Raw genomic sequence first — 19,870 nt, 5'->3', positions numbered from 1 at the left:
TAGTGAAACGCGGCGGTCGATTAAAGTCAATAGGAAAGTTTAACTACTTGAAGTTCCGGCCAGTGCAGCCCGGTACTCGCGGGCGCGCCGGTTGACCGCGAAACAATGCAGCGCCGCATTCAAATGCCGCCACACGGCGCGCTGCGGCTGCAGGCCCAGGCGTGCGCCGACGCGCTGCAGGTAATACAGCCAGCGGTGGCGCTTCGGCGAGACAAACCATAACAAGGCGTTGTAGCGGTGCACCCATGGGAAGCAGCGCAGTTGCCAGCGCTGCAGCAAGCGGTTGGCCACCAAAAAGTCAAAGAACTCGCTGCGCAGGGCCGCGCCACGCGGCAGGGCCGGCCGCGCCAGGGCGGCGGCGGTCGCCATCTTCTTTTGGCCGAAGTAAAGCCGGGGCACGCCGGCGCTTTCCGCCAGGAAGCGCGCAATCGGGCGGTCGTAGCTGGTGCCCAGGCGCCACGGGTCGAGCGCCGGCGAATCGGTCAAGGCAGCGATCGAGGCGCGCTGGCGCGCGCCGCAGTAAATCAGGGGCAGTTGCACCACGCCGCGCTGCAGCCGCACTTCCGTCAAACCATGCCCCCCGCCCAGGTCGCCGCGCCGCAACTCACCGCCGATCGGCACGCCCGGATAGCGCTGCGCGTGGTCGGTGCTCGGGTAGTACAACTCGCCCAGGGTGCCGGTCAGCAGCAGGGACGGCTGGCTGACGTGCCGCAGCACGCCGGCAAAGCTCAGGTCCTCGCTATTGCAGATGCCGGCAAAATACAGGTACTCCTCGTCGCCCAGGGAATCGAATTCGCGCCGTGAGATGGCCTGGCAGGGAAAGCCGAGCTTTGCGGCAATTTCGCTGCCGTCATCGTTCTGGCTGCCATCCACGTCATCGTCGGCAAACGCATTGTGGCCCTTGCTGTCGCTGATGGTATAGGCCTGGTCGATGCCGAACGGCGCCGCCAGGGAATTGACGGCGGTGCTGTCGTAACCGCGCGACTGGGTCGACAAGACACGCAGCGGGCGGGCCCGGCGCGCATCGCGCGCATTCAGCAGCAGTTCGCCGCAGCGCGCCCGCATGAAGGCGATATATTGCTCCAAGCTGGCAAACGGCGCGCAGTCCGGCTTGTCCACCAGCTGCAAGGCGCCGGCGCGCAGCACGAGGTTGCGATGAATTAAGCGCTGGACCGCACCGTGGCGGGTGGGCACGGCCGGCTGGTACAGGTCAATGCCATGCCGGATGGAATCAGAGATGGCTTCGTAATCGTCGCGCGCCGGGTCCAGTTCATCGTCCAGCGCAGCCAGCAGCAGGGCCAGGGAGTTGGCCACGTGCAGTATTTGGCCGCGCTGCTGGTAATACAGGTAATCGGTGGTATTGCTGCTGGGGACAAACACCAGGGCCCCGTCGGCCAGCACGACGCCACTGCCGAACACGCAGCTGGCCTGGTCCGGGCGCGCACTGCCAAAATCGCCGTTCCAGACGCCTTCCATCAGGAAGCCAGGGCCGCACTCCAGCCAGGACCCGTGGCGCAGCACGGCACTGTCAGCGGCCAGGTCCACTTCCGCCAGCCAGGCCAGCGGCGGCAGCGCGGCCAGCATTTGGAACGTCAGTTTCATCTTATCCTTTGACAGTGCTGCGGCTCATCATTTGCTTGAGCTCACCCAGCATGGACCGGTTGAACAGGAAACTGCAGGCGCCATACGCCAGCACGCCGGCAGCAATCTCCAGGACCAGGGCGTGCAGGCGCGGGGCGCCGGCGAGCGACGGGCGCAGCAAGGTGACGGCTGCCAGCATCAGCGCCGCGCAAGCAATGGCCGGCCCCGTGCGCCGCAACACGGCTTTGCTGCTGATGCCGATCACGCCCAGCAGGCGCCGCATATTGATCAGCATGACAAAGGGATAGACCATCAGCCACGCCAATGCCACCCCGGCCACGCCCCACTGGGCGCCAATATAAAAGGCGGGCGGCATCACGACACTGGCCAGCAGCATATTGCGGAAGCCCGCGCCCGGATGGCCCAGCGCATCGGTCACCGTGGGCAGCAAGCCGATCAGGGAGCGGAACGGCATGATCACGCACAAGGCTTGCAAGGGCAGCACCGCGCCCTCCCAGCCCGGCCCCAGCACCACCGCCACCAGCTCCGGCGCCACGCTGGCCATGCCCCACAATACCGGGAAGGCCACCAGGCCCACATAACCCAGCGTTACCAGCAGGCTGCTGCGGATCGCCTCCAGGTCTTCCTGCGCGCGCGCCAGCGCCGGGAACAAGACCTGGTTGAGGATGGCCGTAATGCGCTGCAGCGGCAGCGAGGCCAGGTGCATCGACACCGCATACAGGCCGAGCTGCTGTTCGCCCAGCAGGCGGCCGACAATGATCACATCCATCTGGTTAAAGCCGTACCACAGCAGGCGGGTACCGGTAACGCTGCCGCCAAACAGCAGGAAGTGGCGCATGCCCCCCAGCGCCAGCGAGGGCCGCCAGACGCCGGGCGCACAGATGTTCAGCGCCACGGCGCGCCACAAGACGCCAATCAGCGCGCCCCCCACCAGCGCCCACACCCCGACGCCCTGCAATGCCAGCAGCAAGGTCAGGCCGCTGGCGGCCAGGGTGGCCGTCAGCTCGATCAGGGAACGCTGGCGGTACTCCAGGCGGCGCTGCATGCGCACATCCGGCAGCACGGTCAGCGGCACCAGCAGGAACTGCAGCGACAGCACATGCACGACGGACTGCAGCCGCGCCTCGTGGTAGAAAGCCGCCACCTGGGGCGCCAGCAAATTGGCCAGCAGGCATAAGGCCAGGTTGACGATCCAGATAATGCTGAGCGCCTGGCGCATTTCCTGGTCGCTGACGTCGCGCCGCTGCACCAGGGCCGGCCCCAGGCCGACTTCGGAAAACATGGAAAGCAAGCCCAGCAGGACAGTGGCCATCGCCAGCAAGCCATAGTCGCCCGGCACCAGCAGGCGCATGACGACAATCGTGACCACCCAGGTGATGAGCTGGCTGGCCAGTTTGGCGCCGGCCACCCATTTCACCCCGCGCGCGGTTTCCGCCTGCAAATTCATCGGGTGTGGGCCCAATACCGGTGCAAGCTGCTTGGCAAGCGCAAGTGGAACGACAAGCGGCCTTTACCCAGCTTCATGGCCAGCAGGAAGGCAAAGGTGGTGGCCCGGCTCAGGTAGGTGCCGGCAAAACCGGGCGCCCGCAGCATATGGCGCAGGCTGTCGGCGCTGCGGCGCGCACTGCGGCGCAATTCCTCGGCGTTGGCGGCGCTCCACTGGTAGCTCATATCCGCCGGTACCGGCAGCGGGCACGGCACATGGCCCGGATAGGCCTGCCACGGCACCTCCAGCAGCTTGCCGCCAAAGCAGGCCAGCCAATCCATATAGAACACGTGGCGCAGCAGCGGGTCGGCCGGCAAGGCCAGCACCTGCTCCAGCAGGACCGCGTCAAAGAACGGCAGCTCAAACTCAATGCGCGTGATGTCCAGCATTTCGAAATGCTGGAACAGGTGGCGCCGCTGGTCATTGTGCAACAGGAACAGGAACAGCTTGCGGGCCGGATCGTACGGGTTCAGCGCATCCAGTTCGGCGCGCATGCCCTGCTCCAGCTGCTGCTGCAGGCGCCGCCCAAGCGCCGGCTTCATCAGGCGCACCGACAGGTGGCAACGGTTGACGGCGCGGAACAGCTCAAGCGCCTGCTCAACCTGGCCGGCGCGCAGGGCGGTATACATGTCCTGGGTCAGGTAGACATGGCCCATGCCCACGCTGCCGCCATCGCCCGACCAGATCACATGCGGCCGCGGCAGCGGGCCGGCCGTGGTGCGCGCCGCAGCCAGCCATTCCAGCACCGAGGCCTTGCTGTACGGGTCGCCTTCCGCGAATGGGCGCATTTGCAGCCGCGTGTGGCTGGTGCCCAGGCGCTCCGCGGCCAGGGCGCCCAGGCCCTGGTCCTGGCTGTCAGCCGGTGCGTAATTACTGGTGGCAACCGCCACATCTTCATCGCGCAGGGCCGCCACAATCGCACGCGAGTCCAGGCCGCCGCTCAGGAATGCCGCCGCCGCATGGTCGCCGCCCAGGCGCACCCGCACCGCTTCGCGGAACGTCTGGTACAGGCGCTGCGCGCCACCTTGCAAGCCATCCGGGTGCGGCTGCACTGCATCCCAGCGCCAGTAGCGGGTGCGCTGCACTTGGGCGCCATCCACGGTCAGCACTTCGCCGGCGTGCAGGCACACGATATCGCGATAGGGCGTACGGTCCGCCAGCGGGAAGCCGAAGCAGGCCACTTCCGCCACGCCTTGCAAATCCAGTTCGCGCGGCAAACCTTGCAGTGCTTCCAGGATGCGTTGGGCGGTGGCGAAAATCACAAAGTCGGGCAGGACCCAGCAGTACAGCGGCCGCACGCCGCATTTGTCGACCGCCAGGTGCAGGCGTCCGCCAGCGTCGGCCACCGCCAGGCAATAGGTGCCGCGGCTGGCGCGCAAACCGTCGTGGCAACCGCTGGCCAGCTCCTGCGCCAACTGCGCCAGGCTGGCGTCGCGTCCCAGCACTTCCCCACCGGCGCGTTGCAGTAGTGGTACACCGGCGACGAAGCCGTGCAGCCCAGCCGCCGCATAGGCGCCGGTGCCGCCCAGTGCCCCCAGTTCCAGGCTGGTCATATAACAAGTGTCCGTCTGGACTTCGCGCAGGCGCTCCTGGTCGCCGGGATGACGGGAAAGATGGGCGCGCAGTTGCGCAACGATGGCGGGAGATGGCGATAAACCGGGACGACGTGCAACGATTCCAGCGAAGATAGACATAGCGGTCAGGGATCAACAGGTTTTTCGGATTGACCTTGCATGGGGTGCGGCCGGCCGCGGCTGTGCCGCTGGCCCAACGAGGATATGTGAGTTGGACGGCGCCTGCAAGCTGACGGTGACATTGCCAAAACGTACATTATATTATCTTGATGACATGAGCAAGGGAATCCTGAAATTGACACTCCATGGCCCCGCTGGCATTATCGAGATGAACATTAGACAACATTGAACGGGATTCCACATGCTCCAGCTGCTCAGGTCGATCAAGAACAAATTCACGCCGGAACCACCACTGCCGCTGGGTGCCCGCGCCGAACTGGAAGCCGACCTGCGCGGCCTGCCGGCGCACGACCCGGGCAGCCAGGCCGTGATCGACGCCTGCACCGACTGGCTGGCGGCGGCGCAAGACCATTCCGCCTCCCATGATGGCGGTGTCGCGCGCGACTTCAGCCTGGTCAAGGGCTGGGCCACGTCCTATCCCGAAACCACCGGCTATATCGTGCCGACCATCATCGAACTGGCGCGCCGCAATAACAGCGAGGCGCTGCACCAGCGCGCGCGCCGCATGCTGGACTGGTTCGTGGCCATCCAATTCCCGGAAGGCGGCTTCCAGGGCGGCCGTGTCGACTCCACGCCACGCGTGCCGGTCACGTTCAACACCGGCCAGATCCTGCTCGGGCTGGCTGCCGGCGCCAAGGAATACGGCGACGCCCGCCACCTCGAGGCCATGCACCGCGCCGCCGCCTGGCTGCGCGATTCGCTGGATGAGGACGGCTGCTGGCGCAAGCACCCGACGCCATTCGCCAAGCCGGGTGAAAAGGCTTATGAAACCCACGTGGCATGGGGCTTGTTCGAAGCGGAGCGCGTGGCGCCTGGCCACGGCTATGGTGAGGCCGGGCTGCGCCAGGTAGCCTGGGCGCTGACGAAACAGCAGGCCAATGGCTGGTTTGCCTCCAACTGCCTGAACGATGCCGACCAGCCGCTCAGCCATACCATTGGCTACGTGCTGCGCGGCGTACTGGAGGGCTACCTGCTGTCCCGGCGCCCGGAGCTGCTGCAGGCGGCCCAGCGCACCGGCACCGCCTTGCTGGACTTGGTGGACGAGCAGGGCTTCCTGGCGGGCCGCTTCGACCAGCAATGGCGCCCTTGCGTTGATTTCGCCTGCCTGACCGGCTCGGTGCAAATCGCCCACTGCCTGTTCCTGCTGTACCAGCTGACAGGCGAGCAGCGCTATTTCGATACCGGCCTGCGCCTGAACCGGTTTGTGCGCCGTACCGTCAAGATCGACGGTCCGAAAGAAACGCGCGGCGCGGTCAAGGGCAGTTTCCCGGTCAACGGCGCCTACGGCAAATTCGAATTCCTGAACTGGGCCGCCAAGTTTTGCATCGACGCCAACCTGCTGGAGCAGGACTTGCTGAAAGCGCGGGATGCTTAAACCAGCCAAGCGCATGGTCAAGCAGCTGCTGGAGCGCTTGCGCCGCTACAGCAACGCCAAGGCACTGAAACAGACACGCCGCCATATCAGCCGCGAGGAACTGGTCGCCGGTCTGGCCAGCCTGGGGATTGACAAAGGCGATGCCGTGTTCATCCACTCTTCGCTGAAAAGCCTGGGCTATGTGGAGGGCGGCGCCGCAACCGTGGTGCAGGCGCTGCAGGAGGCTGTCGGACCGCAAGGCACGCTGGTGCTGCCCACCTACTACATGCCCGGCGGCTCAATCCGCGCCACCTGCGAAATGGCAGACTATGTGTTCGACGTGCGCAAGCATGGCACCAATATGGGCCGCTTGCCGGAAGCCTTCCTCGCCAGCCCCGGCATCCAGCGCAGCGTGCATCCAACCCATTCGGTGTCGGCCTGGGGCCGCCACGCAAGCTACCTGACGGAAGCCCACCACCACGCCCCTTCGGTGTTTGGCGAAGGCTCGCCCTGGCAGCGTTTTGTCGGCCTGGAACATGCCAAGGTGCTCGGGCTCGGCATATCGATGGGACCGGTCACTTTTTACCATGTGCTGGAAGACGCCATGGGAGACGCCTTCCCGGTCAAAGTCTGGGGCGAACAAACCTTCCGCATGCCGGTCATCGACCAGCATGGCCAGCGCAGCGAAGTACCGGTACGGCCGTTCGACCCGGAGCTGGCCAAGCAGCGCATCGACCATCCTTCGCGCGAAGACCTGCGCAATTTCTTTATGGACGAGTTCAAACGCGCCGGCCTGCTGCATCGCGGCCAGGTTGGCGAGGCGCCGTCCTGGTGGATCCCCGCACGCGGCTTTTTCGACCATCTGCAACACATGGCGGCTGGCAACCTGACTATCTACTCCGCGCCGGAACAGTTGACGGCAAATTCAGGGCGGAGCCCAACCTGATCATCGGCTGCTCGACCATGTGGTAGGCGAGCCAGGGCACCAGGACCAGCAACGCTGCCAGCACGCCCCATTGCAGCAAGGCGGGCGCCTGCGCCAGTACCACGAAAGACAGCCATAACATGAGCGGGTGGAACAGGTACAGGCCATAGCTGTAGCGGGCAATCTCCTTGCTCACCCGGTTCACCCAGGGCAAGCGCCATTCACGCAGGCAGGGAATGACAAGACCCAGCGCCAGGCACACCAGCCAGCGCCCATAATTATTCAGGCGCGGCTGCGCCAGCGCAATGAACGCTACGCTGGCCAGCCCTAGGGCCAGCGGCCACAGCCACCCTGGCCAGCGCGCCCTGCCCTGTATGCGCCAGGCCAGGACGCCGGCCAGGAAGCAGGGGGAGAATTCCAGCACATTCAGGCGGGCCGTCACCAGCGGTTGCAGCATGGCGAGCGGCACCGACAAGGCCCACAGCCCGAACAGCTGATGCGGCGGGCGCTGGCGGAACACCAGGTACAGCAGCGGCAACACGCTATACATTTGCACCTCCAGCGGCAGCGACCACAGGATTTCGGCCATGTAGCGGGAATACACCAGATTCTGTATCAGCAGTGCATTGGCGGCAATCTCCCAGCGGCTCCAGCCGCGATCGAGCAGCAGATAGATCGCCAGCAGCATGACCAGGCACAGGGGATAGATGCGGAAAACGCGCTGGATATAGAAATGGCGGAACAGCGCCGCGCCCGTCGCAGCCTGCCGCTCCAGCGACTGCATGAGCACCAGGCTGGTATGAACGAAAAACAGCATGACGCCCAGCTGCCCCATGGCATAGGTGGTGGGGGTGGTTTTGATGGTGTATCCCGCCACGTGCGCGGCCAGCACCAGCAAAACAGCGACCGCGCGCAGCAAGTCAAGGTTGGGATTGTGCATAACCCCATTCTGGCGTGCATGCACAAGCTGGCTTTGCGCCAGATCAGCAATTGATGGCAAACACGGGGAATGTGGCGCGGCTGGCGGGGATCGAACCCACGACCCTCGGCTTCGGAGGCCGATACTCTATCCACTGAGCTACAGCCGCAGGCTGATACTGAAGAGACACGAAGGATAGCGGGTTTCCCTCAGAATTGGAAGCCCGAACCCATTCCACTACCATGGGTTTCCGTCTATAATCACAGGTTTGACGAGGGTCTGGCGCTCAAAATGCCAAAAACACAACCCTCCTACAGCTTCGAAAAACTGTCCTAAGGAAATCATGAGCCACGAATCCGCTATCAGAACGCCTAAGCAGCTGGTCGCTGCTGTTGTAGGTTTCTTCGCCGTCACCATCATCGGCATCGTCTTGCTGGTGCAGTTTGTGACCGCAGAAAAACTGACCGGTGCCGGTTCCGAAAGCCAATCCGCGGAAGCCGTTGCGGCCCGCCTGAAACCAGTTTCCGATCAAGGTTTCACCCTGAAAGATGCTAATGCACCGAAAGTGCTGCAAACCGGTGAAGCTGTCTACACTGCAACTTGCGCAGCTTGCCACGGTTCCGGCGCAGCCGGCGCACCGAAAGTTGGCGACAACGGCGCCTGGGGTTCGCGTCTGGCGCAGGGCTACGACACCGTGGTCAAGCACGCTGTTGAGGGCCTGAAGGCAATGCCTGCCAAGGGCGGCAACCCAGACCTGGATGATGTGGAAGTGGCACGCGCTGTTGTGTTCATGGCCAACAAGTCCGGCGGCAAGTTCAAGGAGCCAGAAGTTAAGCAAGCTGCTCCAGCTCCTGCTGCGGAGCCGACCAAGGGCTGATTGCTCGCTGGTGTATAAAAAAACCGCTCGTGAGAGCGGTTTTTTTTTGTCTGCTTGAAACCGGTAAACCTGGGTCAGATCCGAGGGTCTGACCCCGTCTGCTCGTCTTGCCGGGTTACCAGATGATGACGCGGTCTTTCGGCGCCAGATACATCTTGTCGCCTTTCTTCACATCAAACGCTTCGTAGAAGCCGGGCTGGTTGCGCAGGGTGCCGTTGGTGCGGTATTCCTCCGGCGAGTGCGGGTCGGTGGTGACCTGGCGGATCAGCGCCGCTTCGCGTGCCTTGGCGCGCCATGCCTGGGCCCAGCCCTGGTAGAAGCGCTGTTCGCCGCTATAGCCTTCGATCACCGGCGCCGGCTTACCGCCCAGGGACAGCTTGTAGGCTTTGTAGGCAATCGCCAGGCCGGAGTTGTCGGCGATGTTTTCGCCCAGCGTCAGCTCGCCATTGACCTTGTAGCCTTTGACCGGGCTGAAAGCGCCGTACTGCTTGACCAGCATCTGGGTGCGCGCCTTGAAGTTCTTGTGGTCGCGCGCGGTCCACCAGTCGCGCAGGTTGCCGTCGCCGTCGTACTGCGCGCCCTGGTCGTCGAAGCCGTGCGAAATCTCGTGGCCGATCACGGCGCCGATCGCGCCGTAGTTGACCGCGTCGTCGGCATTGGCGTCGAAGAACGGCGGCTGCAGGATGGCGGCCGGGAAGACGATCTCGTTCAGCTCCGGGTTGTAATAGGCGTTGATGGTTTGCGGCGTCATGCCCCATTCATCACGGTCGATCGGCTTGCCCAGCTTGTCCAGTTCCTTCTGTACCGTGAACTGGTTGGCGCGCGCCACGTTGCCCGCCAGGTCGTCGCGGTCGATGACCACCGAGCTGTAGTCGCGCCACTTGTTCGGGTAGCCGATCTTCGGGGTGAACTTGGCCAGCTTGGCTTGCGCTTCCTTCTTGGTCTTTGGGCTCATCCAGGTCAGCTTGTCGATGCTGTCCTTGTAGGCCGCCAGCAGGTTCTTCACCAGTGCTTCCATGCGCTCTTTATTCGCGGCCGGGAAGTGCTGCTCCACGTACACCTTGCCGATAATCTCGCCCAGCGCACCTTCGGTGGCGGATACGCCGCGCTTCCAGCGTGGGCGCTGTTCGGTGGCGCCGCCCAGCTGCTTGCCGTAGAACTCAAAGCTGGCATCGACGAATGCCTTGGACAGGTATGGCGCATGGGCGCGCACCACGTGCCAGGCGAAGTAAGGTTTGAGCGTTTCAAGCGGGGTTTCGGCCAGCAGCTTGTCGAGCGCTTTCAGGTAGCTCGGCTGGCTGACGATCACGTAATCGACCTTGCCGGCGATGCCCAGGCCGGACAGGTAGGCATTCCAGTCATAGCCCGGCATCAGTGCGCCCAGCTTGGCGACCGGCACCTTGTTGTAGGCCTTGATCGGGTCGCGCAGGGCGACCTTGTCCCAGTGCAGCTGGGCGATTTTGGTTTCGAAGGCGACCACGGTGCGGGCGTTGGCGGCGGCGTTGGCGTCGCCGGCCAGCGCCAGCATTTTCTCGACGGTGGCCTGGTACCTGGCCAGGGTCTCGGCCATCTTGGCATCGTCCTTCTTCAGGTAGTAGTCGCGGTCGGGCATGCCGAGGCCGGACTGCACGAAGTCGATCACATATTTGGTCGAGTCCTTGTTGTCCTGGTGGATGCCGAAGTCCATCGGCGCCGCGAAGCTGTGGCGGTTGTGGTGCGCGAACAGCGCTGGCAGCTGCTTCTTGTCGGCCAGGGCGGCAATGCGCGCCAACTCCGGCTGCAGCGGCGCCGCGCCCAGCTGCTCGAGGCGCGCTTCGTCCATGAAGGAGGCGTAGAAGTCGCCGATGCGTTTTTGATCGGCGTTGGCGGCGCTCTGGGCGGCGTCCTCGATGATCTTGCGCAGCTGCGGCTGGATGTCTTCGTACAGCTTTTCCCACACGCCCCAGCTGGACATTTCAGCCGGGATTTCGGCGCTGGACAGCCACTTGCCGTTCAGGTGTTTGAAGAAGTCGTCCTGCGCGCGGACGGCGGGGTCGATGTGTTGCAGTTCAATGCCGGATTTCTCGGCGGCGCCGGCCATGGAGGCCAGCACCGCCGCCGCGGCTGCGGCGATCAGGTGCTTTTTCATGGGGCTCTCCTTACCAGATGATGGCGCGCTCTTTTGGCGCCAGGTACAGCTTGTCGCCTTCCTTCACGCTGAAGGCTTCGTAGAAGCCCGGCTGGTTGCGCACGCTGCCGTTGGCGCGGAACGGGCCTGGCGAGTGCGGGTCGCTCTTCAGCTGCGCAATTAGGGCGGCATCACGGTACTTGGTGCGCCACACCTGGGCCCAGCCCATGTAGAAGCGCTGGTCGCCGGTCAGGCCGTCGATCACGGGCGCCTTCTTGCCCTTCAGCGACAGCTTGTAGGCCTTGTAGGCCACGGCCAGGCCGGAGTTGTCGCCGATGTTTTCGCCCAGGGTCAGTTCGCCGTTGACCTTATAGCCAGGCAGCGCTTCGAATTCGCCGTACTGCTTGACCAGGATGCCGGTGCGCTCCTTGAAGCGCTTGCCGTCTTCCTCGGTCCACCAGTTGCGCAGGTTGCCGTCGCCGTCGTACTGCGAACCCTGATCGTCGAAGCCGTGCGAGATTTCGTGGCCGATCACGGCGCCGATGCCGCCGTAGTTGACCGCGTCGTCAGCCTTCATGTCGAAGAACGGCGGCTGCAGGATGGCGGCCGGGAACACGATCTCGTTCATCTCCGGGTTGTAGTAGGCGTTGATCACCTGCGGTGGCATCAGCCATTCGTCGCGATCAATCGGCTTACCGAGCTTGTTCACCTGGCGCTCATGCTCGAACTGGTTGGAGCGGATCACATTGCCCACCAGGTCGTCGCGCTTGATTTCCAGCGCGCTGTAGTCGCGCCACTTGTTCGGGTAGCCGATCTTGGTAGTGAACTTGGCCAGCTTGGCGTGCGCTTCCTTCCTGGTCGCTGGGCTCATCCACTCCAGCTTGTCGATGCCCTGGTTGAAGGCTTGCAGCAGGTTTTTCACCAGCTTTTCCATGCGCGCCTTGGCTTCCGGCGGGAAGTGCTTGGCGACGTACAGTTTGCCGATGGCTTCACCCATTGCGGTTTCGGTCAGCGAGACGGCGCGCTTCCAGCGTGGGCGCAGTTCGGTGGCGCCGCTCAGGGCGGTGCCGTAGAAGGAGAAGTGCTCGTCAACGAAGGCTTTCGACAGGCGCGGCGCGTAGGTGGCCAGCAGGTGGTAGTCCATATAGGCCTTCCAGTCCTCCAGCGACACATCGGCGATCACCTTGTCCAGCGCTTGCAGGTAGGTTGGCTGGCTGACGATCACGTCTTTCACCTTGCCGCCGATATGCACGCCTTCCATCCAGGTGGCGAAGTCGAAGCTTGGCATCAGCTCTTTCAGCTTGGCGACTTCGTATTTGTTGTAGGCCTTGACCGGATCGCGCAGCTCGACCTTGGTCCACTGGATTTGCGCGATGCGGGTTTCCACGTTGACCACGGCTTTCGCGGTGGCGGCGGCGTTCTGGTCGCCGGCCAGCGTCATCAGCTTGGCCACGTGCGCTTCGAACTTGGCCAGGGTTTCGGCCAGCTTGGCATCGTCTTTTTTCAGGTAGTAGTCGCGGTCAGGCATGGACAGGCCGGACTGGGACAGGTCGGCCACATAGCGGGTCGAGTCCTTGTTGTCCTGGTGGATGCCGACGTCGAACGGGCTGCTCACGCCCATGCGCGAGAAGTGCGAGAACTGGGCGGCCAGCTGCTTCTTGTCGTTCAGGGCGGCGATGCGGGCGCGCTCGCCGGCCAACGGGGTCAGGCCGAGCTGCTCGGCGCGTGCTTCGTCCATCATGGAGGCGAACATGTCGCCGACGCGCTTGGCGTCGGCGTTGCCGCCCTTGGCGGCCGCTTCTTCGATCAGGGCGCGCAGGCGCGGCTGCAATTCTTCCGACATCTGGGCGAACGTGCCCCAGGACGAGCGGTCGGCCGGGATCTGGGTGTTCTTCATCCAGTTGCCGTTGGTGTTCAGGTAGAAATCGTCGGCGGCGCGCACGGCCTTGTCCATATTGGCCGTATCGATGCCGGATTTCAGGGGTGCTTTGCCAGCAGCAACGGCTGCATTGGTGGCGAAGAGGCCGATGACGATGGCGCTCAGGATCTTGCGTTTCAAGGTTACCCTCCTAGGTAGATGTGACGGTATCGCGGGACTCTAGCACGCCACCCTGGAAAAATTAAAAAAAAAGCCACGCAAGGCGTGGCTTTTCGTGGCTTTTTTGCCTCTGGAAGTATTACCAGATAATGATGCGGTCTTCTGGCTTGACGTACATCTTGTCGCCTTCTTTCACGTCAAAGGCTTCGTAGAACGCAGGCTGGTTAACCACGGTGCCGTTGGCGCGGAAGCGGCCGGCCGAGTGCGGGTCGGACTTGACCTGCACGATGGCCTGCTGGTCGCGCATCTTGGTGCGCCATACCTGGCCGAAGCCCATGAACACACGCTGTTCGCCGGTCAGGCCGTCGATCACCGGCGACGGCTTGCCGCCCAGGGAGATCTTGTACGCCTTGTAGGCGATTGCCAGGCCGGAGTTGTCAGCGATGTTCTCGCCCAGGGTCAGCTTGCCGTTGATCTTGTAGCCTGGCACCGGCTCGTAGCCTTCGTACTGCTTGACCATGGCGTCGGCCTTCACCTTGAAGGCGGCGCGGTCTTCCTTGGTCCACCAGTCGCGCAGGTTGCCGTCGCCGTCGTACTGCGAGCCGGAGTCGTCGAAGCCGTGCGAGATTTCGTGGCCGATCACTGCGCCGATGCCGCCGTAGTTGACCGCGTCGTCAGCCTTCATGTCGAAGAACGGCGATTGCAGGATCGCGGCCGGGAACACGATTTCGTTGGCGGTCGGACGATAGTAAGCATTGATCGTCTGCGGAGTCATGCCCCATTCTTCCTTGTCGATCGGCTTGCCCAGCTTGTCGACGTTGCGGTTATACGCAAATTCGGTAGCGCGGCGCAGGTTGCCGGCCAGGTCATCAGCCTTGAACTGCAGCTTGCTGTAATCGCGCCATTTGTTCGGGTAGCCGATTTTCGGGGTGAACTTGGCCAGCTTTTCCTGCGCCTGCTTCTTGGTTTCTGGGCTCATCCAGTCCAGGCCGTCGATGCTCTGCTTGTAGGCCACCAGCAGGTTCTTCACCAGTTCTTCCATGCGCGCCTTGCGCTCGGCCGGGAAGTGCTTGGCCACGTACAGCTTGCCCATGCCTTCGCCGATGGCGCCTTCCACCACGCCCACGCCACGCTTCCAGCGCGGCTGCTGTTCGGTCACGCCGGTCAGCACGGTGCCGTAGAAGGCGAAGTGCGCGTCGTCGAATGCTTTCGACAGGTATGGCGCTGCGTCACGCAGCACGTGCCATTCGAAGTAGGCTTTCCAGGTTTCCAGCGGGGTGCTTTCCACCAGCTTGGCGAATTCGGTCATGTAGCTAGGCTGGGACACGATCACGGTGTCGGTCTTGGCAGCGATGCCGGTGCCGCCCAGGGCAGCCTTCCAGTCGTAGCCTGGCGCGATGTCAGCCAGCTTGGTGATTTCCATCTTGTTGTAGCGCTTGACCGGGTCGCGGTTTTCCACGCGGGTCCACTGCGCCTTGGCCAGTTCGGTTTCCAGGCCGACGATGGCCTTGGCCATCTCAGCGCCGTTCTTGTTGCCTGCCATGCCCAGGATCTTGGCCACGTGCAGTTCGTACTTGGCCAGCACGTCGGCCATTTTCGCGTCTTCCTTCTTCAGGTAGTAGTCGCGGTCAGGCAGGCCCAGGCCGGACTGGCCCATGTAGGCTGCGTATTGGGTCGAGTTGCGCGCATCCTGGCTCACGCCCACGCCGTATGGCGCCGGCACGCCGGTCTTGTTGAAGTGGGCGATCAGCGCTGGGATGCCCTTCTTGTCTTTCAGGCCGCGTACCTTGGACAGCTCGCCGGCCAGCGGTTTGGCGCCCAGCTTTTCCAGCTTGGCTTCGTCCATGTAGGAGGCGTACAGCGCGGCGATCTTGGCTTCGTCGCCTTTCAGGCCTTTCTGCTTTTGCAGGTCCTGGATCAGGTCGCGCAGTTGGAACAGGGTGTCGTCGCGCAGCTTGGCGAAGGAACCCCAGCTCGATTTGTCGGCCGGGATTTCAGTGGTCTTCAGCCACTGGCCGTTCAGGTGCTCGAAGAAATCGTCCTGTGCACGTACGCTCTTGTCGATGTACTGGATGTCGATGCCCGAGGTCAGGGCTGGAGCGTTGTGGTTGTGGCCATCGTGGCCGGAAGCGTGGGCGAAGGCTGCCATCACGCTCAGGGTGATAGTGCTCAGGATGTAACGTTTCACTCTGTTGTCCCTTTAGAATTTAGTTTCAAGTCGAACACTCCACTGGGTATAAGTGGGGTTCAGCGAGGCCGCTTGTGCAGCAAGCCCATTAGCGTACACCAGGTTGTACCCGGTTGCATCATCCGCCAGCAGGTTGTTGGCGCTGATACGCAACTGCGTGCGGCTATCGAAACGCCACAGCGCATACATGTCCAGCACGCGTTTGCGGCTGGTTTCCACGGTCTGCTTTTCGCTGACCCGGGTGCGGATCGGCGGGGTCCAGTTGTAGCCGGCGCCCAGCGTCAGTGGGATGTCTTTCAGGCGGTAGTCCATGCCCAGGTTGGCCGTCTGCCTGGCTTGCTGGTCGAGGCGGTTGTCCGGGCCAGGGATGCCGTCCACATTGGACCAGAAGCGGCTGTAGTTGCTGCGGAAGTCGACTTGCGGCGCGTCTTCCATCAGCTCCGCCAGCGAGAACTTGGCTTCCAGCTCGATGCCGCTGGTGCGCGCCTTGCCTACATTGGACGGCGCGGAGACCCAGCGCAAACCGAGCTCGGTCTGGCGCTGCACCAGGTCGCGGCGGATCAGGTCGTCGATCTTGCGCACAAAGCCGCTGATGCTGACGATGCCGTTGCGGCCCAGGTAATGTTCGTACGCCAGGTCGAGGCCGGTGGCCAGTTCCGGCTTCAGGTTCGGGTTGCCGGTGCGGTCAGGGCTGGTGGCGCTATTCAGGCGCGACAGCGCCGGCGCGGCGATCAGGTCCTGCACATTGGGCGACTTGTAGCTCTTGGTCAGGCTGGCGCGCACCTGGTCTTTTTCGTAGCCGGGGATTTTCCAGACCGCGTGCAGCAGCGGGCTGAATACCTTGCTGGTGTTGGCGATGCTGCCGTCGCTGCGGTCGGAGGTGGTGCGGATGCCTTCCCAGCGCGCGCCGAGGGAGGCCGACCATTGCGGCGTGATGTCCCATTCATCCTGCGCGAACAAGGCCACGCGGCGGGTGTCGGCTTGCAGGTTCTCGCCGGAGTCGGCGAATTGCGGCTTGCCGTCCTTGTCCAGCGAGACGCGCAGCTGTTCGCGGTTGCTGGCTTCCAGGTCCCAGCCGGCGGCGAGCAAGTGGCCGGCGCCCAGCGGCGTGGTGTACTTGCCGCCGGTGTTAAGGCTCTTGTCCTTGGTGTGGTCGGTGTCGGTGAAGCGGTCCAGCAGCGCGCCGCCATAATCGTACTGGTTGCGCACGGAATCGCTGTCACGCTTGCCCAGGCCGAAGCCGAACTTCACATCCAGCTTGCTGGCGCCCTGCAGGCGGTGCACCCAGTTGCCGAAGCCGCGCAGGAAGGTGACGTCGTTGTCGTTGCGCTGCTGCGCCAGGTTGTATTCCGGTCCGCCTGGACGTCCTGCCGGCAGCAGCGGTAAGGGCTGGTCGAGCGAAGTGGTGGCGTTGCTGCGGCCTTGCTGGTGCATCAGGAAGGTCTGGAAATTCAGCGTATCGCCGTTCTCGAACTTGTACGACAGGCGCGGCACCAGGTGCAGCATCTTGTTGGTGCCGGCGCTTTCGCTGTGCAGGAATTGCTCCTTCACCAGGCCGCCGTCGGCATCCGTTTCGGTGTTGTGGGTCTTGCTGCTGTCATGCTGGCGGTTCACGTTGAGCGATGCCGACAGGGTGTAATTCAGCGCGCCCGATTTGCCGGGAATAGTCACCGACAGTTCCGGCGAATGACGTCCCTGCTCCAGGCGGTCGGAGGCTTTGACCTGGATGTCGCGCACCTGGTAGCCGTCGCGCAGCACGATATTGATGGTGCCGGCAATGGCGCGCGCGCTGTGTTCCGCCACCGGGCCGCGCATGATTTCAATGCGTTCGACCTGGTCGGGCGACAGTGATTCCATGGAGAAACCTGCTGGCGGGCGCTCGCCGTTCACCAGCACCTGGGTATAGCCGCTGCCCAGGCCGCGCATGCGTACTTCGCCGCCACGTCCCGGACGGCCGCCCAGGGTCACGCCCGGCAGGCGCTTCAGCACGTCGCCGATATTGTTGTCGCCATTGCGGTCCAGCTCTTCGCGGCCGTAGATTTGCTTGCCGGCGGTGGAATTGCGGCGCTCGACCATATCGTCCTGGCGGCCGCCGCTGATGGTAACCTGGGGCACGACTGGATCGCTTGGCTTGCTGGCCGGCTGGGTCTGGGCGGCGGCGCTGGCCGCCACGCCCAGGCTTGCCAAGGCGAGTGGGATGAACTTCTTCTTCATGGAGCGGGATTGTAAACCCCGCCCCGGTAGCCGGCGCACGGCCGGCGCCTTTTTTACTATTTGATACTTACATGCCGCGGCCCGGGCCGCCACCCATGCCGCCGCGTCCACCAGGGCCGCCGCGATGGCCACCCTCGCCGCCAGGCGGACGCTCACCGCGACCGCCTCCGCCAGGACCGCCTTCCACGCGGACTAGTTGGTCCAGGAGAAACTTCGCCGCCGCCTCGCGCTGCCTGTCGTCCAGCGCATCGTTGATGCCCAGCCACCACTCGCGCAGCTGGCGGTCTTCGGCCGCCGACGTGGCCTGCTCCGCTTCCAGGCCGGCCTGCAGCTCGCGCAGTTCGACGTTCTGGGCCTCCAGCCGCTGGCGCGTGGCTTCCTGCAAGCGCTCCCGGCGCGCCTTGCGCTCACGCAACAATGCCTTGCTCTGGCTTTCCACTTTCGACCACAAGGTGGACTGGTTGGCGTTCAGGTTGAGGGACTTGCGGAATTCGGAGGCCATCGGCACCAGGTCTTCGGCGCGCATTTCCATGACAGGCACGGCAAATGCCGGGGCCACGGCCATGGCCAGCACCAGCCACGCTGCGCGGGCAGAACGGATCAGTTTCATGTCTTGCTCCAGATAAAAAAAGTGCCTGCGGGGCCGCAGGCACAAACCACTTAGGGTAGAGAGAGATAGCAAACCCAGTGTAGGGCGGCCCGTTACGGCCAACTGGCTTTCTTACAAATATTTACTCCGGTAAAAACCTTGGCATACAACTACAAACTTAGTAATTTTTCGTGGCTTTTCCTCGGATTTATTCCATGTCGGCAGCTACGATTGCTGGAAATCAGGTTTATACTGATTTCCAATGGCGGTCGAGTTAACCGCTGTATTCGGAACGGGTGACACATGGGCAAGAAACTCAAGAACGCCGGCCTGATTGGCTTGGGCGTGGTGGCAGGGGTCGCGGTATCCCTCCAGTTTTCCGCGATGGCACAGAAGCAGGTCGATCCTGTCCTGCCGCTGGAAGAGCTCAAGCAGCTCGCCGATGTGTACGGCCTGATCAAATCCGACTATGTCGAATCGGTAGAAGACAAGAAGCTGCTGACCGAAGCCATCGCCGGCATGGTCGCCTCGCTCGACCCGCATTCCGCCTACCTGGACAAGAAAGCTTATGCCGAGCTGCGCGAAGGCTCGCAGGGCAAGTTCGTCGGCCTGGGCATTGAAATCGGCCAGAGCGACGAGGGCTATATCAAGATCGTGGCCCCGATTGAGGATTCCCCGGCTTACCGCGCCGGCATCAAGCCAGGCGACATGATCACCCGCCTGGACGCCACTTCCCTGAAGGGCCTGAGCCTGGACGAGTCGGTCAAGAAAATGCGCGGCGAGCCTGGCACCAAGGTGACCCTGACCATCATGCGCAAGGATGAGCCGCAACCGCTGCAGTTCACCCTGAACCGCGAAGAAATCCACCAGAAAAGCGTGAAGGCGCGCATGGTCTCGCCGGGCTATGCCTGGGTGCGCATCTCGCAATTCCAGGAACCGACGGTGGAAGACCTGGCCACCAAGATCACCGAACTGTACCGCCAGGACCCGCACCTGAAAGGCCTGGTGCTGGACCTGCGCAACGACCCGGGCGGCGTGCTGCAAGGCGCGATCGGTGTGGCGGCAGCCTTCCTGCCGAAGGACACGCCGATTGTGTCGACCAACGGCCAGCTGCCCGATTCCAAGCAGATCTTCTACGGCCGCGCCGAGTACTACTCGCTGCGCGGCGACGGCGACCCGCTGGCCAAGCTGCCGGAAGCGGTCAAGCATGTGCCGATGGCCGTGCTGGTCAACACCGGCTCCGCCTCCGCCTCGGAAATCGTGGCCGGCGCCCTGCAGGACTACAAGCGCGCCACCATCATCGGCTCGCAGACCTTCGGCAAGGGCTCGGTGCAGACCATCCGCCAGCTGACGGCCGACACGGCGGTCAAACTGACCACCGCGCGCTACTACACCCCGCACGGCCGCTCGATCCAGGCCAAGGGCATCTCGCCTGACCTGGCGGTGGATGAGAACGAGGATGGCGACGGCCTGAACGGCTTGCGCATGCGCGAGGCCGACCTGGCCAAACATCTGTCCAACGACCGCGAGCAGGAAGCCGGCAAGCTGCAGCGCGACGAGCTGGAAGAACAGATGCGCATCCTGGCGTCCGAGAAGAAGCGCAAGCCGCTGGAATACGGCAGCGGCGAGGACTTCCAGCTGAAACAGGCGCTCAACCACCTGCAAGGCATTCCAGTGCAGCTGGCCAAGGCGGAATCCAAACTGGTCAAACTGGACCCGCCACCCAAGAAATAAGCGGTGAAAGATCAAGGCGGCGCCCCCTGGGGCGCCGTTTTTCGTTACAGATGCGGTAAAATCGGCCGGCTAACCGGTCGCTT

13 protein-coding genes and 1 tRNA gene are annotated in these 19,870 nt (G+C 63.6%); 4 read left to right on the top strand and 10 right to left on the bottom strand.

Annotation, left to right across the window (positions count from 1 at the left end; all coding sequences use genetic code 11):
- Window positions 1-39: 39 nt before the first annotated feature.
- From AAHE99_RS07345 to AAHE99_RS07335, 3 genes are read right to left on the bottom strand one after another with little or no spacing between them, the layout of a single operon-like run.
- Window positions 40-1,602, bottom strand: coding sequence for a hypothetical protein (locus tag AAHE99_RS07345; protein WP_342115998.1), 1,563 nt, complete (start codon window positions 1,600-1,602; stop codon window positions 40-42).
- Between the two features lies 1 nt (window position 1,603).
- Window positions 1,604-3,049, bottom strand: coding sequence for a lipopolysaccharide biosynthesis protein (locus AAHE99_RS07340; protein ID WP_342115995.1), 1,446 nt, complete (start codon window positions 3,047-3,049; stop codon window positions 1,604-1,606).
- Window positions 3,046-4,782, bottom strand: coding sequence for an asparagine synthase-related protein (locus tag AAHE99_RS07335; RefSeq protein WP_342115993.1), 1,737 nt, complete (start codon window positions 4,780-4,782; stop codon window positions 3,046-3,048). The genes AAHE99_RS07340 and AAHE99_RS07335 overlap by 4 nt, the downstream gene beginning before the upstream one ends.
- 241 nt (window positions 4,783-5,023) lie before the next feature.
- Here AAHE99_RS07335 and AAHE99_RS07330 point away from each other — a divergent pair, with 241 nt between their 5' ends.
- Together AAHE99_RS07330 and AAHE99_RS07325 are read left to right on the top strand one after the other, a co-directional pair.
- Window positions 5,024-6,217 (top strand): hypothetical protein, encoded by a 1,194-nt coding sequence (locus AAHE99_RS07330; protein WP_342115990.1) that lies wholly within the window; start codon window positions 5,024-5,026, stop codon window positions 6,215-6,217.
- Window positions 6,210-7,142 carry an AAC(3) family N-acetyltransferase gene (locus AAHE99_RS07325; protein ID WP_342115986.1) on the top strand — a complete coding sequence of 311 codons (933 nt, stop codon included), beginning with the start codon at window positions 6,210-6,212 and terminating at the stop codon, window positions 7,140-7,142. The genes AAHE99_RS07330 and AAHE99_RS07325 overlap by 8 nt, the downstream gene beginning before the upstream one ends.
- Here AAHE99_RS07325 and AAHE99_RS07320 read toward each other — a convergent pair.
- Both AAHE99_RS07320 and AAHE99_RS07315 read right to left on the bottom strand, forming a co-directional pair.
- Window positions 7,087-8,061, bottom strand: a complete 975-nt coding sequence (locus AAHE99_RS07320) for an acyltransferase family protein (RefSeq protein ID WP_342115983.1) — start codon at window positions 8,059-8,061, stop codon at window positions 7,087-7,089. The genes AAHE99_RS07325 and AAHE99_RS07320 overlap by 56 nt on opposite strands.
- 72 nt (window positions 8,062-8,133) lie before the next feature.
- Window positions 8,134-8,209: transfer RNA gene (locus tag AAHE99_RS07315), tRNA-Arg, on the bottom strand.
- Between the two features lie 174 nt (window positions 8,210-8,383).
- Between AAHE99_RS07315 and AAHE99_RS07310 the strand changes: the two genes are divergently transcribed.
- On the top strand, window positions 8,384-8,917 hold the full coding sequence (locus AAHE99_RS07310; protein ID WP_342115980.1) for a c-type cytochrome: 534 nt from the start codon (window positions 8,384-8,386) through the stop codon (window positions 8,915-8,917).
- 115 nt (window positions 8,918-9,032) lie between these two features.
- Here AAHE99_RS07310 and AAHE99_RS07305 read toward each other — a convergent pair whose 3' ends face one another.
- The 5 genes from AAHE99_RS07305 to AAHE99_RS07285 all read right to left on the bottom strand — a co-directional run bounded on the left by AAHE99_RS07305 (window position 9,033) and on the right by AAHE99_RS07285 (window position 18,074).
- On the bottom strand, window positions 9,033-11,045 hold the full coding sequence (locus tag AAHE99_RS07305; protein ID WP_342115977.1) for a M13 family metallopeptidase: 2,013 nt from the start codon (window positions 11,043-11,045) through the stop codon (window positions 9,033-9,035).
- A 10-nt stretch (window positions 11,046-11,055) separates the two neighbouring features.
- Window positions 11,056-13,083, bottom strand: a complete 2,028-nt coding sequence (locus AAHE99_RS07300) for a M13 family metallopeptidase (RefSeq protein ID WP_342115975.1) — start codon at window positions 13,081-13,083, stop codon at window positions 11,056-11,058.
- 118 nt (window positions 13,084-13,201) lie between these two features.
- Complete coding sequence (locus AAHE99_RS07295; RefSeq protein ID WP_446728901.1) at window positions 13,202-15,211, bottom strand: M13 family metallopeptidase; 2,010 nt, start codon at window positions 15,209-15,211, stop codon at window positions 13,202-13,204.
- Window positions 15,212-15,262: 51 nt separating this feature from the next.
- Window positions 15,263-17,464 carry a TonB-dependent receptor plug domain-containing protein gene (locus AAHE99_RS07290; protein WP_342115971.1) on the bottom strand — a complete coding sequence of 734 codons (2,202 nt, stop codon included), beginning with the start codon at window positions 17,462-17,464 and terminating at the stop codon, window positions 15,263-15,265.
- A 67-nt stretch (window positions 17,465-17,531) separates the two neighbouring features.
- Window positions 17,532-18,074 carry a hypothetical protein gene (locus AAHE99_RS07285; protein WP_342115967.1) on the bottom strand — a complete coding sequence of 181 codons (543 nt, stop codon included), beginning with the start codon at window positions 18,072-18,074 and terminating at the stop codon, window positions 17,532-17,534.
- A gap of 282 nt (window positions 18,075-18,356) precedes the next feature.
- Between AAHE99_RS07285 and AAHE99_RS07280 the strand changes: the two genes are divergently transcribed.
- Window positions 18,357-19,787, top strand: coding sequence for a S41 family peptidase (locus AAHE99_RS07280; protein ID WP_342115964.1), 1,431 nt, complete (start codon window positions 18,357-18,359; stop codon window positions 19,785-19,787).
- The last annotated feature ends 83 nt before the right edge of the window (window positions 19,788-19,870 follow it).

It is taken from the genome of Pseudoduganella sp. OTU4001 (assembly GCF_038440195.1).
GTDB lineage: Bacteria > Pseudomonadota > Gammaproteobacteria > Burkholderiales > Burkholderiaceae_D > Rugamonas.
Note: the sequence above shows the minus strand (reverse complement) of the source record. Positions and strands in the feature narration are given on the sequence as shown.

What these genes read in the sequence shown, in the direction of transcription:
- AAHE99_RS07345 (WP_342115998.1), bottom strand. Translation starts at nt 1,602, where the DNA reads ATGAAACTGACGTTCCAAATGCTGGCCGCGCTGCCGCCGCTGGCCTGG.
- AAHE99_RS07340 (WP_342115995.1), bottom strand. Translation starts at nt 3,049, where the DNA reads ATGAATTTGCAGGCGGAAACCGCGCGCGGGGTGAAATGGGTGGCCGGC.
- AAHE99_RS07335 (WP_342115993.1), bottom strand. Translation starts at nt 4,782, where the DNA reads ATGTCTATCTTCGCTGGAATCGTTGCACGTCGTCCCGGTTTATCGCCA.
- AAHE99_RS07330 (WP_342115990.1), top strand. Translation starts at nt 5,024, where the DNA reads ATGCTCCAGCTGCTCAGGTCGATCAAGAACAAATTCACGCCGGAACCA.
- AAHE99_RS07325 (WP_342115986.1), top strand. Translation starts at nt 6,210, where the DNA reads ATGCTTAAACCAGCCAAGCGCATGGTCAAGCAGCTGCTGGAGCGCTTG.
- AAHE99_RS07320 (WP_342115983.1), bottom strand. Translation starts at nt 8,061, where the DNA reads ATGCACAATCCCAACCTTGACTTGCTGCGCGCGGTCGCTGTTTTGCTG.
- AAHE99_RS07310 (WP_342115980.1), top strand. Translation starts at nt 8,384, where the DNA reads ATGAGCCACGAATCCGCTATCAGAACGCCTAAGCAGCTGGTCGCTGCT.
- AAHE99_RS07305 (WP_342115977.1), bottom strand. Translation starts at nt 11,045, where the DNA reads ATGAAAAAGCACCTGATCGCCGCAGCCGCGGCGGCGGTGCTGGCCTCC.
- AAHE99_RS07295 (WP_446728901.1), bottom strand. Translation starts at nt 15,211, where the DNA reads ATGGCAGCCTTCGCCCACGCTTCCGGCCACGATGGCCACAACCACAAC.
- AAHE99_RS07290 (WP_342115971.1), bottom strand. Translation starts at nt 17,464, where the DNA reads ATGAAGAAGAAGTTCATCCCACTCGCCTTGGCAAGCCTGGGCGTGGCG.
- AAHE99_RS07285 (WP_342115967.1), bottom strand. Translation starts at nt 18,074, where the DNA reads ATGAAACTGATCCGTTCTGCCCGCGCAGCGTGGCTGGTGCTGGCCATG.
- AAHE99_RS07280 (WP_342115964.1), top strand. Translation starts at nt 18,357, where the DNA reads ATGGGCAAGAAACTCAAGAACGCCGGCCTGATTGGCTTGGGCGTGGTG.